This window comes from Protaetiibacter sp. SSC-01, assembly GCF_014483895.1.
Classification (GTDB): domain Bacteria; phylum Actinomycetota; class Actinomycetes; order Actinomycetales; family Microbacteriaceae; genus Homoserinibacter.
Genome location: NZ_CP059987.1, coordinates 15,767 through 31,732, shown reverse-complemented (window position 1 = coordinate 31,732; position 15,966 = coordinate 15,767). Strand labels below are relative to the sequence as shown.

Annotated in this window: 18 protein-coding genes and 1 tRNA gene; 11 read left to right on the top strand and 8 right to left on the bottom strand. The window is 70.9% G+C overall.

Translation table 11 applies throughout. The features are described from left to right. Window positions 1-23 precede the first annotated feature (23 nt). Complete coding sequence (locus H4J02_RS00170; protein WP_187675142.1) at window positions 24-1,217, top strand: RimK family alpha-L-glutamate ligase; 1,194 nt, start codon at window positions 24-26, stop codon at window positions 1,215-1,217. A 21-nt stretch (window positions 1,218-1,238) separates the two neighbouring features. Here the strand turns inward: H4J02_RS00170 and H4J02_RS00165 are convergent, their stop codons facing one another. Further along, entirely contained in the window at window positions 1,239-2,075 is an 837-nt protein-coding gene (locus H4J02_RS00165; RefSeq protein WP_187675141.1) for an NAD-dependent epimerase/dehydratase family protein, read from the bottom strand. A gap of 106 nt (window positions 2,076-2,181) precedes the next feature. On the opposite strand from H4J02_RS00165, the gene H4J02_RS00160 reads away from it, so the two are divergent. Beyond that, a complete protein-coding gene (locus tag H4J02_RS00160) occupies window positions 2,182-2,526 on the top strand; it encodes a helix-turn-helix transcriptional regulator (RefSeq protein WP_187675140.1) in 345 nt (114 codons plus the stop codon). A 63-nt stretch (window positions 2,527-2,589) separates the two neighbouring features. Here the strand turns inward: H4J02_RS00160 and H4J02_RS00155 are convergent, their stop codons facing one another. Beyond that, window positions 2,590-2,991: a hypothetical protein gene (locus tag H4J02_RS00155; RefSeq protein WP_187675139.1), complete on the bottom strand. Its 402-nt coding sequence runs from the start codon at window positions 2,989-2,991 to the stop codon at window positions 2,590-2,592. Window positions 2,992-3,120: 129 nt separating this feature from the next. Between H4J02_RS00155 and H4J02_RS00150 the strand changes: the two genes are divergently transcribed. After that, the gene (locus H4J02_RS00150; RefSeq protein ID WP_262406143.1) at window positions 3,121-3,312 is read left to right on the top strand and encodes a hypothetical protein; all 192 of its coding nucleotides are present in this window, start codon (window positions 3,121-3,123) and stop codon (window positions 3,310-3,312) included. A 28-nt stretch (window positions 3,313-3,340) separates the two neighbouring features. Here the strand turns inward: H4J02_RS00150 and H4J02_RS00145 are convergent. After that, window positions 3,341-3,427, bottom strand: a tRNA-Leu gene (locus H4J02_RS00145). Between the two features lie 221 nt (window positions 3,428-3,648). Here H4J02_RS00145 and H4J02_RS00140 point away from each other — a divergent pair. The 7 genes from H4J02_RS00140 (at window position 3,649) to pknB (ending at window position 12,419) form a co-directional block, all read left to right on the top strand. Continuing rightward, on the top strand, window positions 3,649-4,347 hold the full coding sequence (locus H4J02_RS00140; protein ID WP_187675138.1) for a DUF3662 and FHA domain-containing protein: 699 nt from the start codon (window positions 3,649-3,651) through the stop codon (window positions 4,345-4,347). Further along, the gene (locus H4J02_RS00135) at window positions 4,344-4,904 is read left to right on the top strand and encodes an FHA domain-containing protein (protein ID WP_187675137.1); all 561 of its coding nucleotides are present in this window, start codon (window positions 4,344-4,346) and stop codon (window positions 4,902-4,904) included. The genes H4J02_RS00140 and H4J02_RS00135 overlap by 4 nt, the downstream gene beginning before the upstream one ends. 3 nt (window positions 4,905-4,907) lie before the next feature. Further along, window positions 4,908-6,155 carry a PP2C family serine/threonine-protein phosphatase gene (locus tag H4J02_RS00130; RefSeq protein ID WP_187675136.1) on the top strand — a complete coding sequence of 416 codons (1,248 nt, stop codon included), beginning with the start codon at window positions 4,908-4,910 and terminating at the stop codon, window positions 6,153-6,155. 55 nt (window positions 6,156-6,210) lie between these two features. Continuing rightward, window positions 6,211-7,554: an FtsW/RodA/SpoVE family cell cycle protein gene (locus H4J02_RS00125; protein WP_187676351.1), complete on the top strand. Its 1,344-nt coding sequence runs from the start codon at window positions 6,211-6,213 to the stop codon at window positions 7,552-7,554. Further along, entirely contained in the window at window positions 7,551-9,002 is a 1,452-nt protein-coding gene (locus H4J02_RS00120) for a penicillin-binding protein 2 (RefSeq protein WP_187675135.1), read from the top strand. The genes H4J02_RS00125 and H4J02_RS00120 overlap by 4 nt, the downstream gene beginning before the upstream one ends. Next, on the top strand, window positions 8,999-10,645 hold the full coding sequence (locus tag H4J02_RS00115) for a serine/threonine-protein kinase (protein ID WP_187675134.1): 1,647 nt from the start codon (window positions 8,999-9,001) through the stop codon (window positions 10,643-10,645). The genes H4J02_RS00120 and H4J02_RS00115 overlap by 4 nt, the downstream gene beginning before the upstream one ends. A 130-nt stretch (window positions 10,646-10,775) precedes the next feature. Next, on the top strand, window positions 10,776-12,419 hold the full coding sequence (pknB, locus tag H4J02_RS00110; RefSeq protein ID WP_262406286.1) for a Stk1 family PASTA domain-containing Ser/Thr kinase: 1,644 nt from the start codon (window positions 10,776-10,778) through the stop codon (window positions 12,417-12,419). Window positions 12,420-12,435: 16 nt separating this feature from the next. On the opposite strand, the gene H4J02_RS00105 is transcribed toward pknB, so the two are convergent. From H4J02_RS00105 to H4J02_RS00095, 3 genes are read right to left on the bottom strand one after another with little or no spacing between them, the layout of a single operon-like run. Continuing rightward, window positions 12,436-13,074 carry an aminodeoxychorismate/anthranilate synthase component II gene (locus H4J02_RS00105; protein ID WP_187675132.1) on the bottom strand — a complete coding sequence of 213 codons (639 nt, stop codon included), beginning with the start codon at window positions 13,072-13,074 and terminating at the stop codon, window positions 12,436-12,438. After that, window positions 13,071-13,229 (bottom strand): hypothetical protein, encoded by a 159-nt coding sequence (locus H4J02_RS00100; RefSeq protein WP_187675131.1) that lies wholly within the window; start codon window positions 13,227-13,229, stop codon window positions 13,071-13,073. Before H4J02_RS00100 ends, H4J02_RS00105 begins: the two co-directional genes overlap by 4 nt. Further along, window positions 13,229-14,023 carry a class E sortase gene (locus H4J02_RS00095; RefSeq protein WP_187675130.1) on the bottom strand — a complete coding sequence of 265 codons (795 nt, stop codon included), beginning with the start codon at window positions 14,021-14,023 and terminating at the stop codon, window positions 13,229-13,231. Before H4J02_RS00095 ends, H4J02_RS00100 begins: the two co-directional genes overlap by 1 nt. A 71-nt stretch (window positions 14,024-14,094) precedes the next feature. Here H4J02_RS00095 and H4J02_RS00090 point away from each other — a divergent pair, with 71 nt between their 5' ends. Beyond that, window positions 14,095-14,337 (top strand): cell division protein CrgA, encoded by a 243-nt coding sequence (locus tag H4J02_RS00090; RefSeq protein ID WP_187675129.1) that lies wholly within the window; start codon window positions 14,095-14,097, stop codon window positions 14,335-14,337. Window positions 14,338-14,470: 133 nt separating this feature from the next. Here H4J02_RS00090 and H4J02_RS00085 read toward each other — a convergent pair whose 3' ends face one another. Together H4J02_RS00085 and H4J02_RS00080 are read right to left on the bottom strand one after the other, a co-directional pair. Continuing rightward, complete coding sequence (locus H4J02_RS00085; RefSeq protein ID WP_187675128.1) at window positions 14,471-15,412, bottom strand: rhomboid family intramembrane serine protease; 942 nt, start codon at window positions 15,410-15,412, stop codon at window positions 14,471-14,473. Continuing rightward, entirely contained in the window at window positions 15,409-15,948 is a 540-nt protein-coding gene (locus tag H4J02_RS00080; protein WP_187675127.1) for a peptidylprolyl isomerase, read from the bottom strand. Before H4J02_RS00080 ends, H4J02_RS00085 begins: the two co-directional genes overlap by 4 nt. Between the last annotated feature and the right edge of the window lie 18 nt (window positions 15,949-15,966).

Below are 15,966 nucleotides of genomic sequence, written 5' to 3'. Positions count from 1 at the left end.
CCATCTTGGCAGGCGTCCCCCGCATGAAACTCGCGATCCTCTCGCGCGCCCCCCGGGCGTACTCCACCCAGCGCCTCAAGGCGGCTGCGCTGCAGCGCGGGCACGACGTCAAGGTGCTCAACACGCTGCGGTTCGCGATCGACCTCTCGGGCGACGAGCCCGACCTGCAGTACCGCGGGCGCCCCCTCTCCGACTACGACGCGATCCTGCCGCGCATCGGCGCCTCGATCACCTACTTCGGCACCGCCGTGGTGCGCCAGTTCGAGCAGATGGACGTCTACACGCCCAACACGGCGAACGGCATCTCGAACGCGCGCGACAAGCTGCGGGCCAACCAGATCCTGTCGCGCCACAACATCGGCATGCCGGCCACGGCGTTCGTGCGCAACCGAGCGGATGTCCGCCCCGCGATCGAGCAGGTCGGCGGCGCCCCCGTCGTCATCAAGCTGCTCGAGGGCACGCAGGGCATCGGCGTCATCCTCGCCCCCGAGGTGAAGACGGCCGAGGCCATCATCGAGACCCTCCAGTCGACCAACCAGAACGTGCTCATCCAGCACTTCGTCTCGGAGAGCCGCGGCCGCGACATCCGCGCGCTCGTCGTGGGCGACCGCGTCGTCGCGGCGATGCGGCGCACGGCGAAGGGCGACGAGTTCCGCTCGAACGTGCATCGCGGCGGCAGCGTCGAGCGCGTCGACCTCTCGCCCGAGTACGCGCAGGCGGCCGTGCGCTCGGCCCAGATCATGGGCCTGCGCGTCGCTGGCGTCGACATGCTCGAGGGCGCCGACGGCCCGCTCGTCATGGAGGTCAACTCCTCGCCCGGCCTGCAGGGCATCGAGGCGGCGACGCAGCTGGATGTCGCGGGCGCGATCATCGACTACGTCGCCCAGCAGGTGGCCTTCCCCGAGATCGACGTGCGTCAGCGCCTCTCGGTCTCGACGGGCTACGGCGTCGCGGAGCTGCTCGTGCACGGCAACGCCGAGCTCGTGGGCAAGACTCTCGGCGAGTCGGGCCTGTGGGAGCGCGACATCACGGTGCTCACGCTCCACCGCGGCGCGAGCGTCATCCCGAACCCGCGCAAGGGCCAGCTGCTCGAGGCGGGCGACCGCCTGCTGTGCTTCGGCAAGCTCGAGGAGATGCGCTCGATGATCCCCGAGCGCCGCCGCCGCCGCGCGCGCGTGCGCAAGCTGCCGGCGGAGCCCATCCCGACGGAGGAGTGAGCCCCGGCTCGAGCCTGCGGCTCAGCGCGCCCGCAGCTCCTCGACGAGCGACGGATGCGTGGGCGCCCAGCCGAGCTCGCGCGCCGTGTCGCCGACCGCCTGCTGGTCGAGCAGGAGGGCGTCGGCGAACGCCTCGCCGAGGCGTGCGCGGGTCTCATCGGCCGTCTCGGTGACGATCTCCGCGGGGGCGTACGCCTCCGCGATCTCGCGCACGGTCGGGTTGACGCCCGAGACGCCGAGCAGGCGTCCGAGCGGGCGACCGGCCTCGAGCACTCGCGCGTAGAGCTCGGCGAGGTCGTCGACGTGCACGGTCGTCCAGTGCTGGGAGCCGTCGCCGATCAGCCGGGCGCGACCGTCGGCATCCGGTGCCACGAGCCCGGCGAGCCCGCGATCGTGGCCGTAGACGACGCCCGGGGAGAGCACGGATGCCGTGAGCCCGCTCTCGAGCACGCGCGCCTCGACCGCGGGTCGCCACGCGGTGAGCGCGGGCGGGTTGGGGGCGTTGTCGTCGCGCAGCTCGGCGCCCGCGCCCCACGACCAGATGCCGCCCGTGTGCACATAGGGCTTGGCGGTGCCCGCGAACGACGCGAGCACCGCGTCGACGATGCGGCCGTCGAACTCCGCTGCGCCGTCGCCGGGGGCGGCGGCGTGGATCGCGCCGTCGACCTGCGCGAGCTGCCCGCTCAGCCACGCGACGTCGGTCACGTCGCCGATGACGCCCTGCGCGCCGGCACGCGTGACGGCCTCGAGCGAGCCGGCGCTGCGCACGGGCGCGAGCACCTCGTGGCTGCGGTCGAGGAGGGCGGTGAGCACGGCCGAGCCGATGTAGCCCGTGGCTCCGGTGAGGAGGATCTTCATGTGGGACTCCGGATGTGGTGGTTGTAGTTCGACGATGATCGTAATACGAAGATCAACGTATTACGAGGATCATCGAATTCCCCTACCCTGGTCGCGAGGAGGACCGATGCGCACGTTCGAGCACCCCGAGCGAGACGAGATCACGCTCGACGGCGTGCTGTCGGCCCTCGCCGACCCGCTGCGCCGCACGATCGTGCGCCAGCTCGCCGACGGCCCGGAGGAGCAGCGATGCTCGCTCTTCGAGCTCCCCGTCTCCGCCTCGACGCGCACGCACCACTTCCGCGTGCTGCGCGAGGCCGGCATCATCTCGCAGCGCTACGAGGGCACCGCGATCCTCAGCAGCCTGCGCGCCGACGACCTCGCGGAGAGCGCCCCCGGCGTGCTCGACGCCATCCTCACCGCCGAGCGCCGCGCCCACGCACCTGCACCCGCACCCGCACCCGCGCGATAGTTCCCGTTCCGCGTGATTGTTCCCGAACGAACGGGTGCGAACACGCGGAACGGGAACTATGGGTCAGCGGCCGGATGCGCGGGGCGCCGTCGTGCGGTCGGCCCGCCATCCGCGGTCCCGCATCGCCGCGACCACGAGCGTCGCGAGCCCGACGACGATGTGGAAGGCGATGTCGAAGCCCGTAAGTCGCGTCGGCAGCAGCCCGAAGAGCTCGGGATCGGCGAAGGCGTAGAGCCCCATGATGAGGTAGAGGGCGCCGAAGACGAAGAGCGCGGCGCGCACGACGGTGCTGCGCACAGGCGCGAGCGCCACGACGAGCAGCCCGACCGCGAGCACGGTGCGCAGCACGTCGAGCGTGACGTCGACGTTCATGATGCCGAGCAGGTGCTCGCCCTCCACGAAGTAGCCGACGATGGCGAGCAGCCCCGCGACGGCGGCGAGGACGATGGCAGTGATCCGGTACATGCCTCAACGCTCCGCCCGGCATCCGATCCCGGCGAGCGGGTTGTCTCGCGGGGGGAGGCCTGCTAGCGCGCCCGCCCGGGCTTGGCAAGCCCGTCGCCTCCCGCGCGACGGCTTCCTACCGTGGGGGCCATGACGAACATCAGCAACCAGATGCCGGTCCCCCCGATCCTCCCCGGCCGCGATGGCGACCCCGAGACCGACGGCGCCGACCTCGACCCCACGGTCGTCGAGGTGGATGGCGAAGAGAAGCTCGACCCGGACGCGAACCCCGACGAGGTCGACAGCGCGGAGGCCGATCGCCTCGCCTCCGGCGGGGAGTGAACGCGCGCCTCGACGGCGCACCACCATGTGGTGCGCGAGGGGGGACTTGAACCCCCACGCCCTTACGGGCACTGGCACCTGAAGCCAGCGCGTCTGCCAATTCCGCCACTCGCGCGCAGACCCGCGCGAGCGGATCAGCCTAGCGAGACTATCACGCACGGCGACCGGCACGATCCGTGGGGCGCGAGGGGATGCACCGACCGGTTCGCGCATCCGGATCAGCCGGGCGGACGACACGGCCGGGCCCCGCGGCTGACCCCTCGGGCGGCCGAGCCGACTACCATCGGAGAGTCCGAGAGAGCCGGAAGGCGCACCCGCGCCGCCGAGAGGAGACCCTTGGGGATTCTCGACGAATTCGAGAAGGGCTTGGAGCGCGTCGTGGGCGGCGCGTTCGCCAAGACCTTCAAGAGCGGTCTCCAGCCCCTCGAGGTCACCGCCGCCCTGCGCCGTGAGCTCGACACGAAGGCCGCCGTCGTGTCGCGCGACCGCATCCTCGTGCCCAACCGGTTCACGGTGCGGCTCTCGGCATCCGACTACGAGCGGATGACGGGGCTGGGCCCCGCGCTCATCGACGAGTTCACGCGCCTCGTGCAGCAGCACGCCACGGCGCAGCGCTACACCTTCGCGGGCGGCATCGACATCCGCCTGCAGTCCGACCCGAAGCTCTCGGCGGGCATCGTGCGCATCGACTCCGAGAACGTCAAGGGCGAGGTCAACTGGACGCCCGTGCTCGACATCGACGGCAAGCGCTACCCCCTCAAGCGCGGTCGCACCGTCATCGGGCGGGGATCGGATGCCGACATCACGCTCGCGGACACGGGCACCTCGCGCCGGCACATCGAGATCGCGTGGGACGGCACCCGGGGCCAGGTCACCGACCTCGGCTCGACGAACGGCTCGAAGCTCAACGGTCAGCCGGTCACGAAGGCCGTGATCGAGCCCGACTCGGTCATCGAGATCGGCCGCACCCGCATCGTGTTCCGCGTGCTCGCGCAGGCCGCCGAACTCGCCCGGCCGGATGGGGGAGCCCGGTGAGCGAACTGACCCTGCTCGTGCTGCGGCTCGGGTTCCTCATCCTCATGTGGGCGTTCGTCTTCATGGTGGTCTACGCGCTGCGCTCCGACCTCTTCGGCAACCGCGCGCGCAAGCTGCCCACGCCCGCGCCCGCTCCCGCCGACCCCTTCCCGGCATCCCCGCTCCCGACGACCCCGGCGACCCCGGCCCCGGCACCCGCAGCGGCGGCCGTGCCCGTCGCCGTCGCCGAGCCGGTGCCGCGCGCCCAGCCGCACGCGAGCGGCGACACCCCCCGCCGACTCGTCATCACCTCCGGCCCGAAGGAGGGCATGGAGATCGACCTGCCCACCGAGCAGCTCACGATCGGCCGTTCTAGCGAGTCGGGCCTCGTCATCCGCGACGACTACACCTCCACCCACCACGCCCGCCTCATGCTGTGGAACGACGAGTGGGTCATCCAAGACCTCGACTCGACGAACGGCACGTTCCTCGACGGCACGCGCGTGACGCTGCCGACCCCCGTGCCCGTCGGCTCGACCGTCACGATCGGCACGACGAGCTTCGAGCTGAGGCGCTGAGCGGTGGCGACCATCCCCACGAGCGCGGCGGTCTCCCACGTCGGCAAGATCCGCGCGAGCAACCAGGACTCCGGCTACCTCGGCCGGCACCTGTTCGTGGTGGCCGACGGCATGGGCGGCCACGCGGGCGGTGACGTCGCGAGCCACATCGCCGCGCAGCGCATCGCGGAGGCCGACCAGCAGTACGCGAGCCCCGAGGATGCGGTTCGCGCCCTCCACGAGGCGCTCATCGCCGCGAACGGCCTGCTCGCCGAGACGGTCTTCGAGCACAACGAGCTCACGGGCATGGGCACGACGGTGTCGGCGATCGCGCGCGTGGGCGACAGCTTCGCCCTGGCCCACATCGGCGACTCGCGCGTCTACCGCTTCCGCGCCGGCGAGCTCACGCAGATCACGACCGACCACACCTTCGTGCAACGGCTCGTCGAGTCGGGGCGCATCACGCCCGAGGAGGCGGCCGTGCACCCGCGGCGCGCCGTGCTCATGCGCGTGCTCGGCGACGTCGACGCCTCGCCCGAGATCGACACCGCGGTGCTCGACGTCAAGCCGGGCGACCGCTGGCTGCTGTGCTCCGACGGGCTCTCCGGCTACGTGTCGGAGGAGAAGATCGTGCAGGTGCTCAGCACCATCCGCACGGCGCAGGGCGCGGCCGACCGGCTCGTGAAGGAGAGCCTCGACCACGGCGCCCCCGACAACGTCACGGTGCTCCTCATCGACATCGACGACTCCGACGGCGCGTCCGGGGCGAACCCGGTCTTCGTCGGCTCTGCGGCGCATCCGCTCACCTTCGGCCAGGAGGAGGAGGTGCGGCGGCCCATCCGCCTCCCCACCCTCCTGCTGCACCCGCTCAAGGCGGTGCCGCCCGAGGACGCCCACTTCGAGCCCGAGAGCGAGAGCTACCTCGACGAGCTCATCGAGGAGGACCGCCGCCGCGCGATCCGCCGCCGCATCCTGTGGGGCGTCGGCGTGGGCCTCGCGGCCGCCGCGATCGTGCTCGCCGGCTGGCTCGGCTACCGCTGGACGCAGATGCACTACTTCGTGGGCGTGAGCGACGGCAACGTCGCGATCTTCCAGGGCGTGCAGCAGTCGATCGGGCCGATCTCGCTCTCGAGCGTCTACCAGACCACCGCGATCTCCGTCGACGACCTCCCCCTGTACCAGCAGCAGGCCGTCGAGGCGACCATCAGCGCCGACAGCCTGCGCGACGCGCACGAGATCGTCGACCGGCTCTCTGCGGCGGCGGGGGACTGACGTGAGCGCCCCGACGACCGCGACCGGTCCCCTCACCTCGACCATCCGCATCCGGATGCGCACACCCGCGCGCCTGCGCAACCTCGAGCTGCTGCTCATCGTCGTCGCGCTCGGCGTCGCCGCGGCGGCCCTCGCGCTCGTCGACCTCGGCGCGGTGGGCGAGATCGACGCGGAGATGTTCGCCCTCGCGGCGCTCCCCGCGGGCCTCGTGCTCGTGCTGCACATCGCGGAGCGCCTCGTCGCGCCCGAGGGCGACCCGTTCGTCGTGCCGATCGCGACGGCGCTCACGGGCCTCGGCATCGCGATGATCCACCGCCTCGACATCGCCGAGGGCTACGAGGGGTGGGCGGCGTTCGCCGTGCGGCAGGCGGTGTGGGCGGCCATCGCGATCTCCGTGGCGATCGCGGGGCTCGTGCTGATGCGCAACCACCGCGTGCTGCAGCGCTACCGCTACCTCGCGATGTTCATCGGCATCCTGCTGCTCCTGCTGCCGGCGGTGCCGGGCATCGGCGACACGGGCGCGAACGCCGACGTCTGGGTGCGCATCGGGTTCTTCTCGTTCCAGCCGGGCGAGTTCGCGAAGATCTTGCTCGCGGTCTTCTTCGCGGGTTACCTCGTGACGGCGCGCGACTCCCTCTCCATGGTGGGCCGCTCGATCCTCGGGCTGCGCCTGCCGCGAGCGCGCGACCTCGGGCCGATCCTCGTGGTCTGGATCCTGTCGATGGGCGTCATCGTGATTCAGCGCGACCTCGGCACCGCGCTTCTCTACTTCGGCCTCTTCCTCGTGATGCTCTACGTCGCGACGGGCCGCGGCAGCTGGATCTTCATCGGCCTCGCGCTCTTCGCCGCGGGCGGCTGGGCGGCCACGCGCATCCTGCCCTACGTGCAGGGCCGCTTCGCGAACTGGCTCGACGCGTTCAACCCTGAGATCTACGAGCGCGAGGGCGGCAGCTTCCAGCTCGTGCAGGGCATCTTCGGGCTCGCGGATGGCGGCCTCGTCGGCACCGGGCTCGGCCAGGGCCGCCCCGACCTCGTGCCGCTCGCCGAGAGCGACTACATCATCGCGAGCCTCGGCGAGGAGCTCGGCCTCATCGGCCTCTTCGCGATCCTCGCGCTCTACCTCATCTTCGTCGCACGCGGCTTCCGCATCGGCGTCGCCGGCCAGGACGACTTCGGCCGCCTGCTCGCGGTCGGCCTGTCGTTCGTCGTCGCGCTGCAGGTGTTCATCGTCATCGGCGGCGTGACGCGCATCATCCCGCTCACGGGCCTCACGACGCCGTTCCTCGCGGCGGGCGGCTCGTCGCTCGTCGCCAACTGGCTCATCGTCGCGCTCCTGCTGCGGCTCTCGGATGCGGTGCGCCAGCAGCCGCACGCGATCGTCGAGGGAGGTGCCTCGTGAACAAGGAGCTCCGCCGCGTGAGCGTGCTCATCCTCGCGATGTTCCTCGCGCTGTGCACCTCGACGACGATCATCCAGGTCGTGCAGCAGGAGCAGCTGCAGGCCGACTCGCGCAACACCCGCACGCTCTACGCGAGCTTCTCGGTCGAGCGCGGGCCGATCCTCGCGGGCGACACCGTCATCGCGCAGTCGGTGCCGAGCGGCGACGAGTACAAGTACCAGCGCACCTACCCGCAGGGCGAGCTCTACGCGGCGGTCACCGGCTACTTCACGATCCACGGCGAGAACACGGGCCTCGAGGGCACGCTCAACGACTACCTGAGCGGCCGCGCGAACCAGCAGTTCCTCGACCGCCTCAACTCGATCCTCACGGGCAAGAACCCGCGCGGAGCGTCCGTGCTCACGACGATCGACCCCGTCGTGCAGCAGGCGGCGTGGGACGCGCTCGGCGACCTGCAGGGCGCCGTCGTCGCGATCGACCCGTCGACGGGCCGCATCCTCGCGATGGTGTCGAAGCCGTCGTTCGACCCGAACCTGCTCGCGGGCCACGACCAGGCGGGCGTCATCGCCGCCTACGAGCAGCTGCTCGCGGCCGAGGGCGACCCGCTCGTCAACCGCACGATCGGCGGCGCCCTCAACCCGCCGGGCTCGACGTTCAAGGTCGTCGTGAGCGCCGCGGCCCTCGCGGGAGGCCTCACCCCCGACACGCAGATCCCCAACCCGCCGAGCTTCACGCTCCCCGGCACCTCGACGACGATCACCAACTCCGAGGGCGGTGCGTGCGGCGGCGGCGAGACGGTGAGCATCGCCGACGCCCTGCGGATGTCGTGCAACATCCCGTTCGCGCAGCTCGGCGCCCAGCTCGGCTACGAGGCGATCTCCGACCAGGCTCGCCGCTTCGGCTTCGAGGACTCGTTCGCGGTGCCCATGAAGGTCACCCCGAGCGTCTTCCCCGAGCCGGAGAGCGAGGCGCAGCTCATGCTGCAGTCGTTCGGCCAGGGCAACGACCGCGTGACCCCGCTGCAGATGGCGATGGTCTCTGCGGCGATCGCGAACGACGGCGAGCTCATGCGGCCGAACCTCGTGGAGCGCGTGAGCGCCGCCGACCTGTCGACGCTGCAGGAGTTCGCGCCCGAGGCGTACGGCCGCTCGGTGAGCTCGAGCGTGGCCGCGAGCTTGACTCAGATGATGGTCGCGAATGTGGCCAGCGGCGCGGCGAGCAATGCCAGAATCAGTGGTGTCGACGTCGCGGGCAAGACGGGCACAGCACAGAACGGCGCGAACCAGCCGCACACCCTCTGGTTCACCGGATTCGCCCCGGCAGACGACCCCCAGGTCGCCGTCGCTGTGGTGATCGAGAACGGTGGAGGCAGAGGCCAATCCGGTTTCGGGAACACGATCGCGGCTCCGGTCGCGAAGAAGGTCATAGAGGCGGTGCTGAACAGATGAGACCGACGAGCGGGCTCACCTTCGGGGGGCGATACCAGCTGTCGAGCCGGATCGCGATCGGCGGCATGGGCGAGGTGTGGCAGGCGACCGATCTCGTGATCGGGCGCACCGTCGCGATCAAGATCCTCAAGGACGAGTACCTCGGCGACCCCGGGTTCCTCGAGCGCTTCCGCGCCGAGGCGAGGCACGCGGCCCTCGTCAACCACGAGGGCATCGCCAACGTCTTCGACTACGGCGAGGAGGACGGATCGGCGTACCTCGTCATGGAGCTCGTCCCCGGCGAGGCGCTCTCGACCGTGCTCGAGCGCGAGAAGGTGCTGTCGACCGACCGCGTGCTCGACATCGTGGCCCAGACGGCATCCGCTCTCCAGGCCGCGCACTCGGCGGGTCTCGTGCACCGCGACATCAAGCCCGGCAACCTGCTCATCACGCCCGACGGGCGCGTCAAGATCACCGACTTCGGCATCGCGCGCATCGCCGACCAGGTGCCGCTCACGGCCACCGGTCAGGTCATGGGCACCGTGCAGTACCTGTCGCCCGAGCAGGCGAGCGGTCACCCCGCATCGCCGTCGACCGACATCTACTCGCTCGGCATCGTCGCCTACGAGGCCCTCGCCGGCCGTCGCCCGTTCACGGGCGAGTCGCAGGTGGCGATCGCCATGGCGCAGATCAACGAGACGCCGCCCGACCTGCCGGTCACGGTGTCCGAGCCCGTGCGCAACCTCGTCTACTCCTCGATCGCGAAGCGCCCGGAGGACCGTCCGGCGACGGCCGCGCACCTCGCGCGCGCCGCCCAGGCGCTCCGCCGCGGAGACATCGCGGGTGCCGCGGCCGCCGTGCCCGGCGTCGCGACGGGCGCCGTCGCCGTCGACTCCGCGACGGGCGCCGCGACGCGCGTGCTCCCGACCGCCGGAACCGGCACCACCCCGGTCACGTCGACCGCCGAGCGCCGCCGCAGCCCCTGGATGTGGCCGCTCATCGCGATCGTGTCGCTCCTCGCGGTCGCGCTCATCGCGATCATCATCGTCATCGCCGTGCAGCCGCGCGGCGGCGGCGACGACCCGAGCGCCCCGCCGTCGACCCCCGTCAGCACGCCGCCGAGCGAGGAGCCGAGCGCGACGCCCACGAGCGACACCGTGCTCATCAACCGCGACGACTACATCGGCCTGCCGGTCGGCGAGGCCGTCGCGATGCTGGATGCCACGGGCGGCCAGTTCGAGATCCGCCAGGAGACCGGCGCCCCGGCCCCGTCGCCCGGCCAGGTCGACACGGTGCAGAGCATCACGCCGAGCGGCAACGTGCGCAAGGGGCAGACGATCACGCTGACCGTCTACGGCGCCTTCCCGCCGCCGAGCTCCCCGAGCGCGCCGAGCCCGTCGTCCACGAGCGGCGACCCCGGCGACCCCATCACCCTCAGCTTCGCGAGCTACACCGGATGCCCGGCCGGCTTCGCACTCGAGGGCTACACGTTCACGCTCGAGAACGCGTCCGCCGTCGGAGGCTCGAACAGCGTGGGAGCCGATGCGACGAGCATCGACATCCAGCTCGGCGAGAGCGGAACCGCCAAGGCCAGTTACATCGCCCGGTGCGCTGGCGGCATCCAGTCGCAGGCCTCGCCGCAGATTTCCATCACGGTCAACTAACTCCTCCTCACGACTGATCTTCCGCCCAGGCGGCCGCGGCTAGACTGACCGCGTGAGTGACGCAGTGATCGAGGGTGTGCGCACGCTCGCCGGTCGCTACGAACTCGGCAAGGTGCTCGGCCGTGGGGGCATGGCCGAGGTCCGCGAGGGCCTCGACACGCGTCTCAACCGACGCGTCGCCATCAAGCTCCTGCGCCCCACTCTCGCGACCGACCCGGCCTTCCGCCTGCGGTTCCGTCAGGAGGCGCAGGCCGCCGCCCGCATGGCGCACCCGACGATCGTGCGCGTCTTCGACGCGGGCGAGGAGACGGTCCGCGCCGCCGACGGCCTCGACGTGCAGCTGCCGTTCATCGTCATGGAGCGCGTCGAGGGCAAGCTGCTCTCCGACCTCATCGCCGCCGGCCCCATCGAGGCGCCCGAGGCCGCGCGCATCGCCACGGGAATCCTCACCGCCCTCGAGTACTCACACCGCGCGGGTGTCGTGCACCGCGACATCAAGCCCGGCAACGTCATGATCACGCCCAACGGGCAGGTCAAGGTCATGGACTTCGGCATCGCCCGAGCCATCTCTGAGTCGTCGGCCAACGTCGCGCAGACGAGCGCCGTGCTCGGCACCGCGAGCTACTTCTCGCCCGAGCAGGCCCGCGGCGAGAGCGTCGACGCCCGCACCGACCTGTACTCGACGGGCGTCGTGCTCTACGAGATGCTCACGGGCCGCGCGCCGTTCCGCGGCGACTCGCCCGTCGCCGTCGCCTACCAGCACGTGAGCGAGGTGCCGACGCCGCCCAACGCGCTCAACCCGTCCGTCTCGCCCGCGATGAGCGCCGTCGTCATGCGCGCTCTCGCGAAGGACCGCTTCGAGCGCTTCCAGAGCGCCGCCGACTTCAAGGCCGACCTCGAGGTCGCCGTGGGCGGCAAGGTGCCCGACCGTGTTCCCGTCGCCGACGACTTCAACGCGACGCTCTTCGGCGTCAACCCCAACTCGACCGCGGCATCCGAGGCCACCCTGCGCCGCCTCGCGAACGACGAGAACCGCCCCACCCGCACGCAGAACCGCCCGCCGGTCGCGTGGATCTGGGGCGGCATCGCCGTCATGGTGGTCATCATCGTCGCGGCGATGGTGTGGGTCTTCAGCCTCTCGCCCACCAACATCGCGAGCGACCTCGGCATCACGGTGCCGGATGTCGTGAACGAGGAGGCCGAGGCGGGCATCGCCGAGCTCACCGAGGCCGGTCTCCAGCCGCGCCGGGTCGACCGGGCGAGCACCGAGGTCGAGGCCGGACGCATCATCTCGACGAGCATCGAGGCCGGCACGCGCGTGAGCGAGGGCGAGGAGATCGAGGTCGTCGTCTCGACCGGCCCGCCGTCGGTGTCGCTGCCCGCCCTCACCTACGTGCCCGAGGCCGACGCGATCGCGAAGCTCCAGGAGCTCGGGCTCACCTACGGCACGAGCGGGCTCGCCTACCACCCGAACATCCCGGCGGGCCAGGTCATCGGCATCACGATCGACGACAACGAGTCGATGCTCACGGGCGCGCAGAGCGTGCCCGCCGGCAGCACCGTCAACCTCGTCATCTCGAACGGCCTCGTGCAGGTGCCCGAGGTCGTGGGCCAGGCGATCGGCGACGCGCAGACGCAGCTCAGCGTGCTGCAGCTCAACGTGAACCTCAAGCCCGACGGCTCCTGCTCGGGCGGCAAGGTGACGGCGCAGTCGGCGAAGGGCGACGTGCCCCAGCGCTCGTCGGTCACCCTCACCTACTGCCAGGGCGACTGAGCGCCGGCCTCGGGCGTCAGGAGAGCTTGACGAGCGGGCTGAGGCCCGTGGCGCGCTCGGCCGCCTCCGGCATCCCGGATGCGGCGAGCCAGTTGCCGAGCATGCGGTAGCCGCCCTCGGTGAGCACCGACTCCGGGTGGAACTGCACGCCGTAGACGGGCGCCTCACGGTGGCGGAGCGCCATGATGATGCCGCCGTCGGTGCGCGCAGTCACCTCGAGCTCGTCGGGCACCGTCGAGTCGACGACCGCGAGCGAGTGGTAGCGGGTCGCACGGAACGGCTGCGGCACCCCGTCGAAGAAGGGGGAGTCGTCGTGCTCGATGAGCGACGTCTTGCCGTGCATGAGCTCCTCGGCGTGCGTGACCGTGGCGCCGAGCGCCTCGGCGATCGCCTGGTGGCCGAGGCACACGCCGAGGAGCGGGGCGCCGGATGCGATCGCGGCGTGCACGATCGGGATCGAGACGCCCGCGGCGCCCGGGGTGCCGGGACCGGGGGAGAGCAGCACGGCGTCGAAGTCGGCGATGCGGTCGGCCGACTCCTCGGCGGCGAAGGCGTCGTTGCGCACGACCTCGATCTCGGCGCCGAGCTGCACGAGGTAGCCGGCGAGCGTGTAGACGAAGCTGTCGTAGTTGTCGACGACGAGCACGCGCGTCATTCGTCCACCGTCACTTCCTGGAGGCTGATGAACTGGTCGACCCACGGGAAGACCCAGAAGGCGAGAGCCGCGAGCACCGCCGCGGCGAGCACGAGCAGGATGAGGGTGCGCACCCACCAGGGTCCGGGCAGCACGCGCCACAGTGCTCCGTACATCAGCTCGCCACCGTCCCCGTCACCGTGGGCGCGATCTCCTCGGGTGCACCCGAGGCGGGCTTCGAGGGATCGCGCGGGAAGAATCCGTCGTACACGCCGTAGGCGATGATCCGCTCGACGGAGGTCAGGATCGGGTTGCAGCTCGTCATCGTGATGTAGCGCTCGGAGGGCGGCGTCATCTGGTCCTGGGGCACCGGGTCGAGCACGCCCACGCCCGTCGGGCGCACGTACTCGAGGTTGCGGAAGGTGTAGCGGTACCAGCCGGCGGCCGTCTCGACGTACACGTGGTCGCCGATCTGGAGCTCGTGGATGTTGTGGAGCGATCCGCCCTTCGTCGTGCGGTGCGCGGCGATCGCGAAGTTGCCGACCTCGCCCGGCATCTGGGTGCCCGGGTAGTGGCCGAGGAGCCCCTTGTTGAGCACGTCGTGCACGCCGACGCCCTCGGCGATCGGGCGGTAGTAGTCGGCGCCCCAGCGCGGGACGATGAGCATGGCGAACTGCTCCGTCTTTGCGGGCGCGGCCTGAACGGGCGGTTCGGCCGAGATCGGCTCGTTCGGCCCGTCGCTCGGGGTGTCGCTCGGAGTGGGCGTGGGGTTCGCGGCGGCCTGCTCGTCCCACTCGCGGCTCTGCGCCGTGGCCTGCTCCTGCAGCTCGTCGCCGACGATGCTGTCGTACAGCCAGAGCTGCCATCCGATGAAAAGCAGCACGACGACGCCCCCCGTGATGAGCAGCTCGCCGAGGATCCCGACGACCGACACACGGCGCCGAGGACGCAGGGAACGACGGCCGGGCATAGGGCGATTGTAGGGGGAACGCCTGTGCCCCGGCTTCGGGCTTCCGTGCCCTCCGGGCTATGATCTTCGGCATGGCCCGTCCCAAGACCCGTACCAAGCCGGCCGCCCAGGAGACCGTGAAGGGCGAAGATGCCCCGAACCCGGTGTGGTTCAAGCCGGTGATGTTCGGCTTCATGCTCGTGGGCCTCGCCTGGATCATCGTCTACTACGTCAGCCAGAACTCCTGGCCGATCCCCGCGCTCGGCGCCGGCAACATCCTCGTCGGCTTCGGCATCATGTTCATCGGCTTCCTGATGACCACGCGCTGGCGCTGACGGACCTCTCCCGACACGAAATACACACGTGTAATTCCATCCACACTGTGGATGGACCTGTGGAGAGATCCCTCCCCCGACGACAGAACCCGCGGCCCGGAAGGGACCGCGGGTTCTGTGCGTGCAGGCGTGCTCAGAACATCGGCACGTTGGTCGCCACGGCGATCGCCGCGAGCGCCGCGACCGCGCCGCCGATGATGAGATACGGCGTCGACGCCTTCGCCCGCGGCCGGTCCTCGTAGAACTGCAGCAGATACGTCGCTCCCGCGCCCGCGAGCAGCCCGCCGAAGATGAGCGGCAGCGAGCCTCCGCCGAGTGCGAGGTTGATGACGAGGTTGATCGCGAGCACGACGAGGATCTGCGTTCGCGCCGGCGGGTACGACCACATGAGCACGGCGTACGAGCCGAGCAGGCCGAAGAGCCCCGCTCCGAGGCCGTAGGCCGTGCCGCCGAAGATCAGCTGCGCCGCCGCACCGAAGACGGATGCCGCGAAGAACACCGTGAGGAACTTCGCGCGCCCGAAGTTGCGCTCCACCGACGGCGCGAACAGCAGCCAGAAGAACAGCGCGAGCGCGAACAGCAGGATGCTCGTGATGCTCGCGAACGCCGGGTACACGAACGGGAACGTCGCGAACCGCCACAGCTGCCAGGCCGTGTTCGGGAACGCCGCGAGCCAGATCGCCGGCAGGTTCGACGTGAACAGGCCCACGAGCCAGAGCACGATGGCGCTCCCCGCGAAGACCCAGCTGAGCGGCGGCGATTCGCCACCCGGCCGCAGGAGCCCGGTCACCCATCCGGCGAACCCGCTGCGCGGGGTCGATGCGGATGCCGCGGGCGCGCGACGCGCGGCCGCCCGTTGCTTCACGGGCTTGGTCGCCGTCGGCGTCCACTGCACCGAGCCACCCGCCTCGCGCACGCAGTCGGGGCACTGCACGCCGACGGGCGCGAGGATCTGGCACTCGGGGCAGATCGTGCGCCCGCACCGTTGGCACAGCACCCAGCTCTGCCGGTCGGGGTGGCGGTAGCAGACGGAGGGGTCCTCCTCGTGCTGCTCGCCGAAGCGGGGAGAGTTCACCGGCTCTCGACGTCGACGCCCGTGATGACGACGTCCTCGAGAGGCTTGTCGCGACCGTCGGTCGGCACCGCTTCGATGGCGTCGACGACGCGCTTCGACTCCTCGTCGGCGACTTCGCCGAAGATCGTGTGCTTGCGGTTCAGCCACGGCGTCGGCACGGTCGTGATGAAGAACTGCGAGCCGTTGGTGCCGCGCCCCATCTGGATGCCGGCGTTCGCCATGGCGAGCAGGTAGGGCTGGTCGAACACGAGCTCGGGGTGGATCTCGTCGTCGAACTGGTAGCCGGGGCCGCCGATGCCCTGTCCGAGCGGGTCACCGCCCTGGAGCATGAACTGCTTGATGATGCGGTGGAAGATGACGCCGTCGTAGAGCGGCTTCGTCGAGACCTCGCCGGTGCCGGGGTGACGCCACTCCTTCGTGCCCGTCGCGAGCCCGATGAAGTTCTCCACGGTGATGGGGGCGTGGTTGCCGAACAGGTTGACCTTGATGTCGCCGAGGGTGGTGTGGATGGTCGCGACAGCGGTGGGAAGGGGCATTCGGCCATTGTTTCACAG

Coding starts and splice junctions, on each gene's coding strand:
- H4J02_RS00155 (WP_187675139.1), bottom strand. CDS start 2,991: ATGTACCGGATCACTGCCATCGTCCTCGCCGCCGTCGCGGGGCTGCTC.
- H4J02_RS00090 (WP_187675129.1), top strand. CDS start 14,095: ATGGCCCGTCCCAAGACCCGTACCAAGCCGGCCGCCCAGGAGACCGTG.
- H4J02_RS00160 (WP_187675140.1), top strand. CDS start 2,182: ATGCGCACGTTCGAGCACCCCGAGCGAGACGAGATCACGCTCGACGGC.
- H4J02_RS00095 (WP_187675130.1), bottom strand. CDS start 14,023: ATGCCCGGCCGTCGTTCCCTGCGTCCTCGGCGCCGTGTGTCGGTCGTC.
- pknB (WP_262406286.1), top strand. CDS start 10,776: ATGGCCGAGGTCCGCGAGGGCCTCGACACGCGTCTCAACCGACGCGTC.
- H4J02_RS00080 (WP_187675127.1), bottom strand. CDS start 15,948: ATGCCCCTTCCCACCGCTGTCGCGACCATCCACACCACCCTCGGCGAC.
- H4J02_RS00100 (WP_187675131.1), bottom strand. CDS start 13,229: ATGTACGGAGCACTGTGGCGCGTGCTGCCCGGACCCTGGTGGGTGCGC.
- H4J02_RS00165 (WP_187675141.1), bottom strand. CDS start 2,075: ATGAAGATCCTCCTCACCGGAGCCACGGGCTACATCGGCTCGGCCGTG.
- H4J02_RS00115 (WP_187675134.1), top strand. CDS start 8,999: ATGAGACCGACGAGCGGGCTCACCTTCGGGGGGCGATACCAGCTGTCG.
- H4J02_RS00125 (WP_187676351.1), top strand. CDS start 6,211: ATGCGCACACCCGCGCGCCTGCGCAACCTCGAGCTGCTGCTCATCGTC.
- H4J02_RS00150 (WP_262406143.1), top strand. CDS start 3,121: ATGACGAACATCAGCAACCAGATGCCGGTCCCCCCGATCCTCCCCGGC.
- H4J02_RS00170 (WP_187675142.1), top strand. CDS start 24: ATGAAACTCGCGATCCTCTCGCGCGCCCCCCGGGCGTACTCCACCCAG.
- H4J02_RS00105 (WP_187675132.1), bottom strand. CDS start 13,074: ATGACGCGCGTGCTCGTCGTCGACAACTACGACAGCTTCGTCTACACG.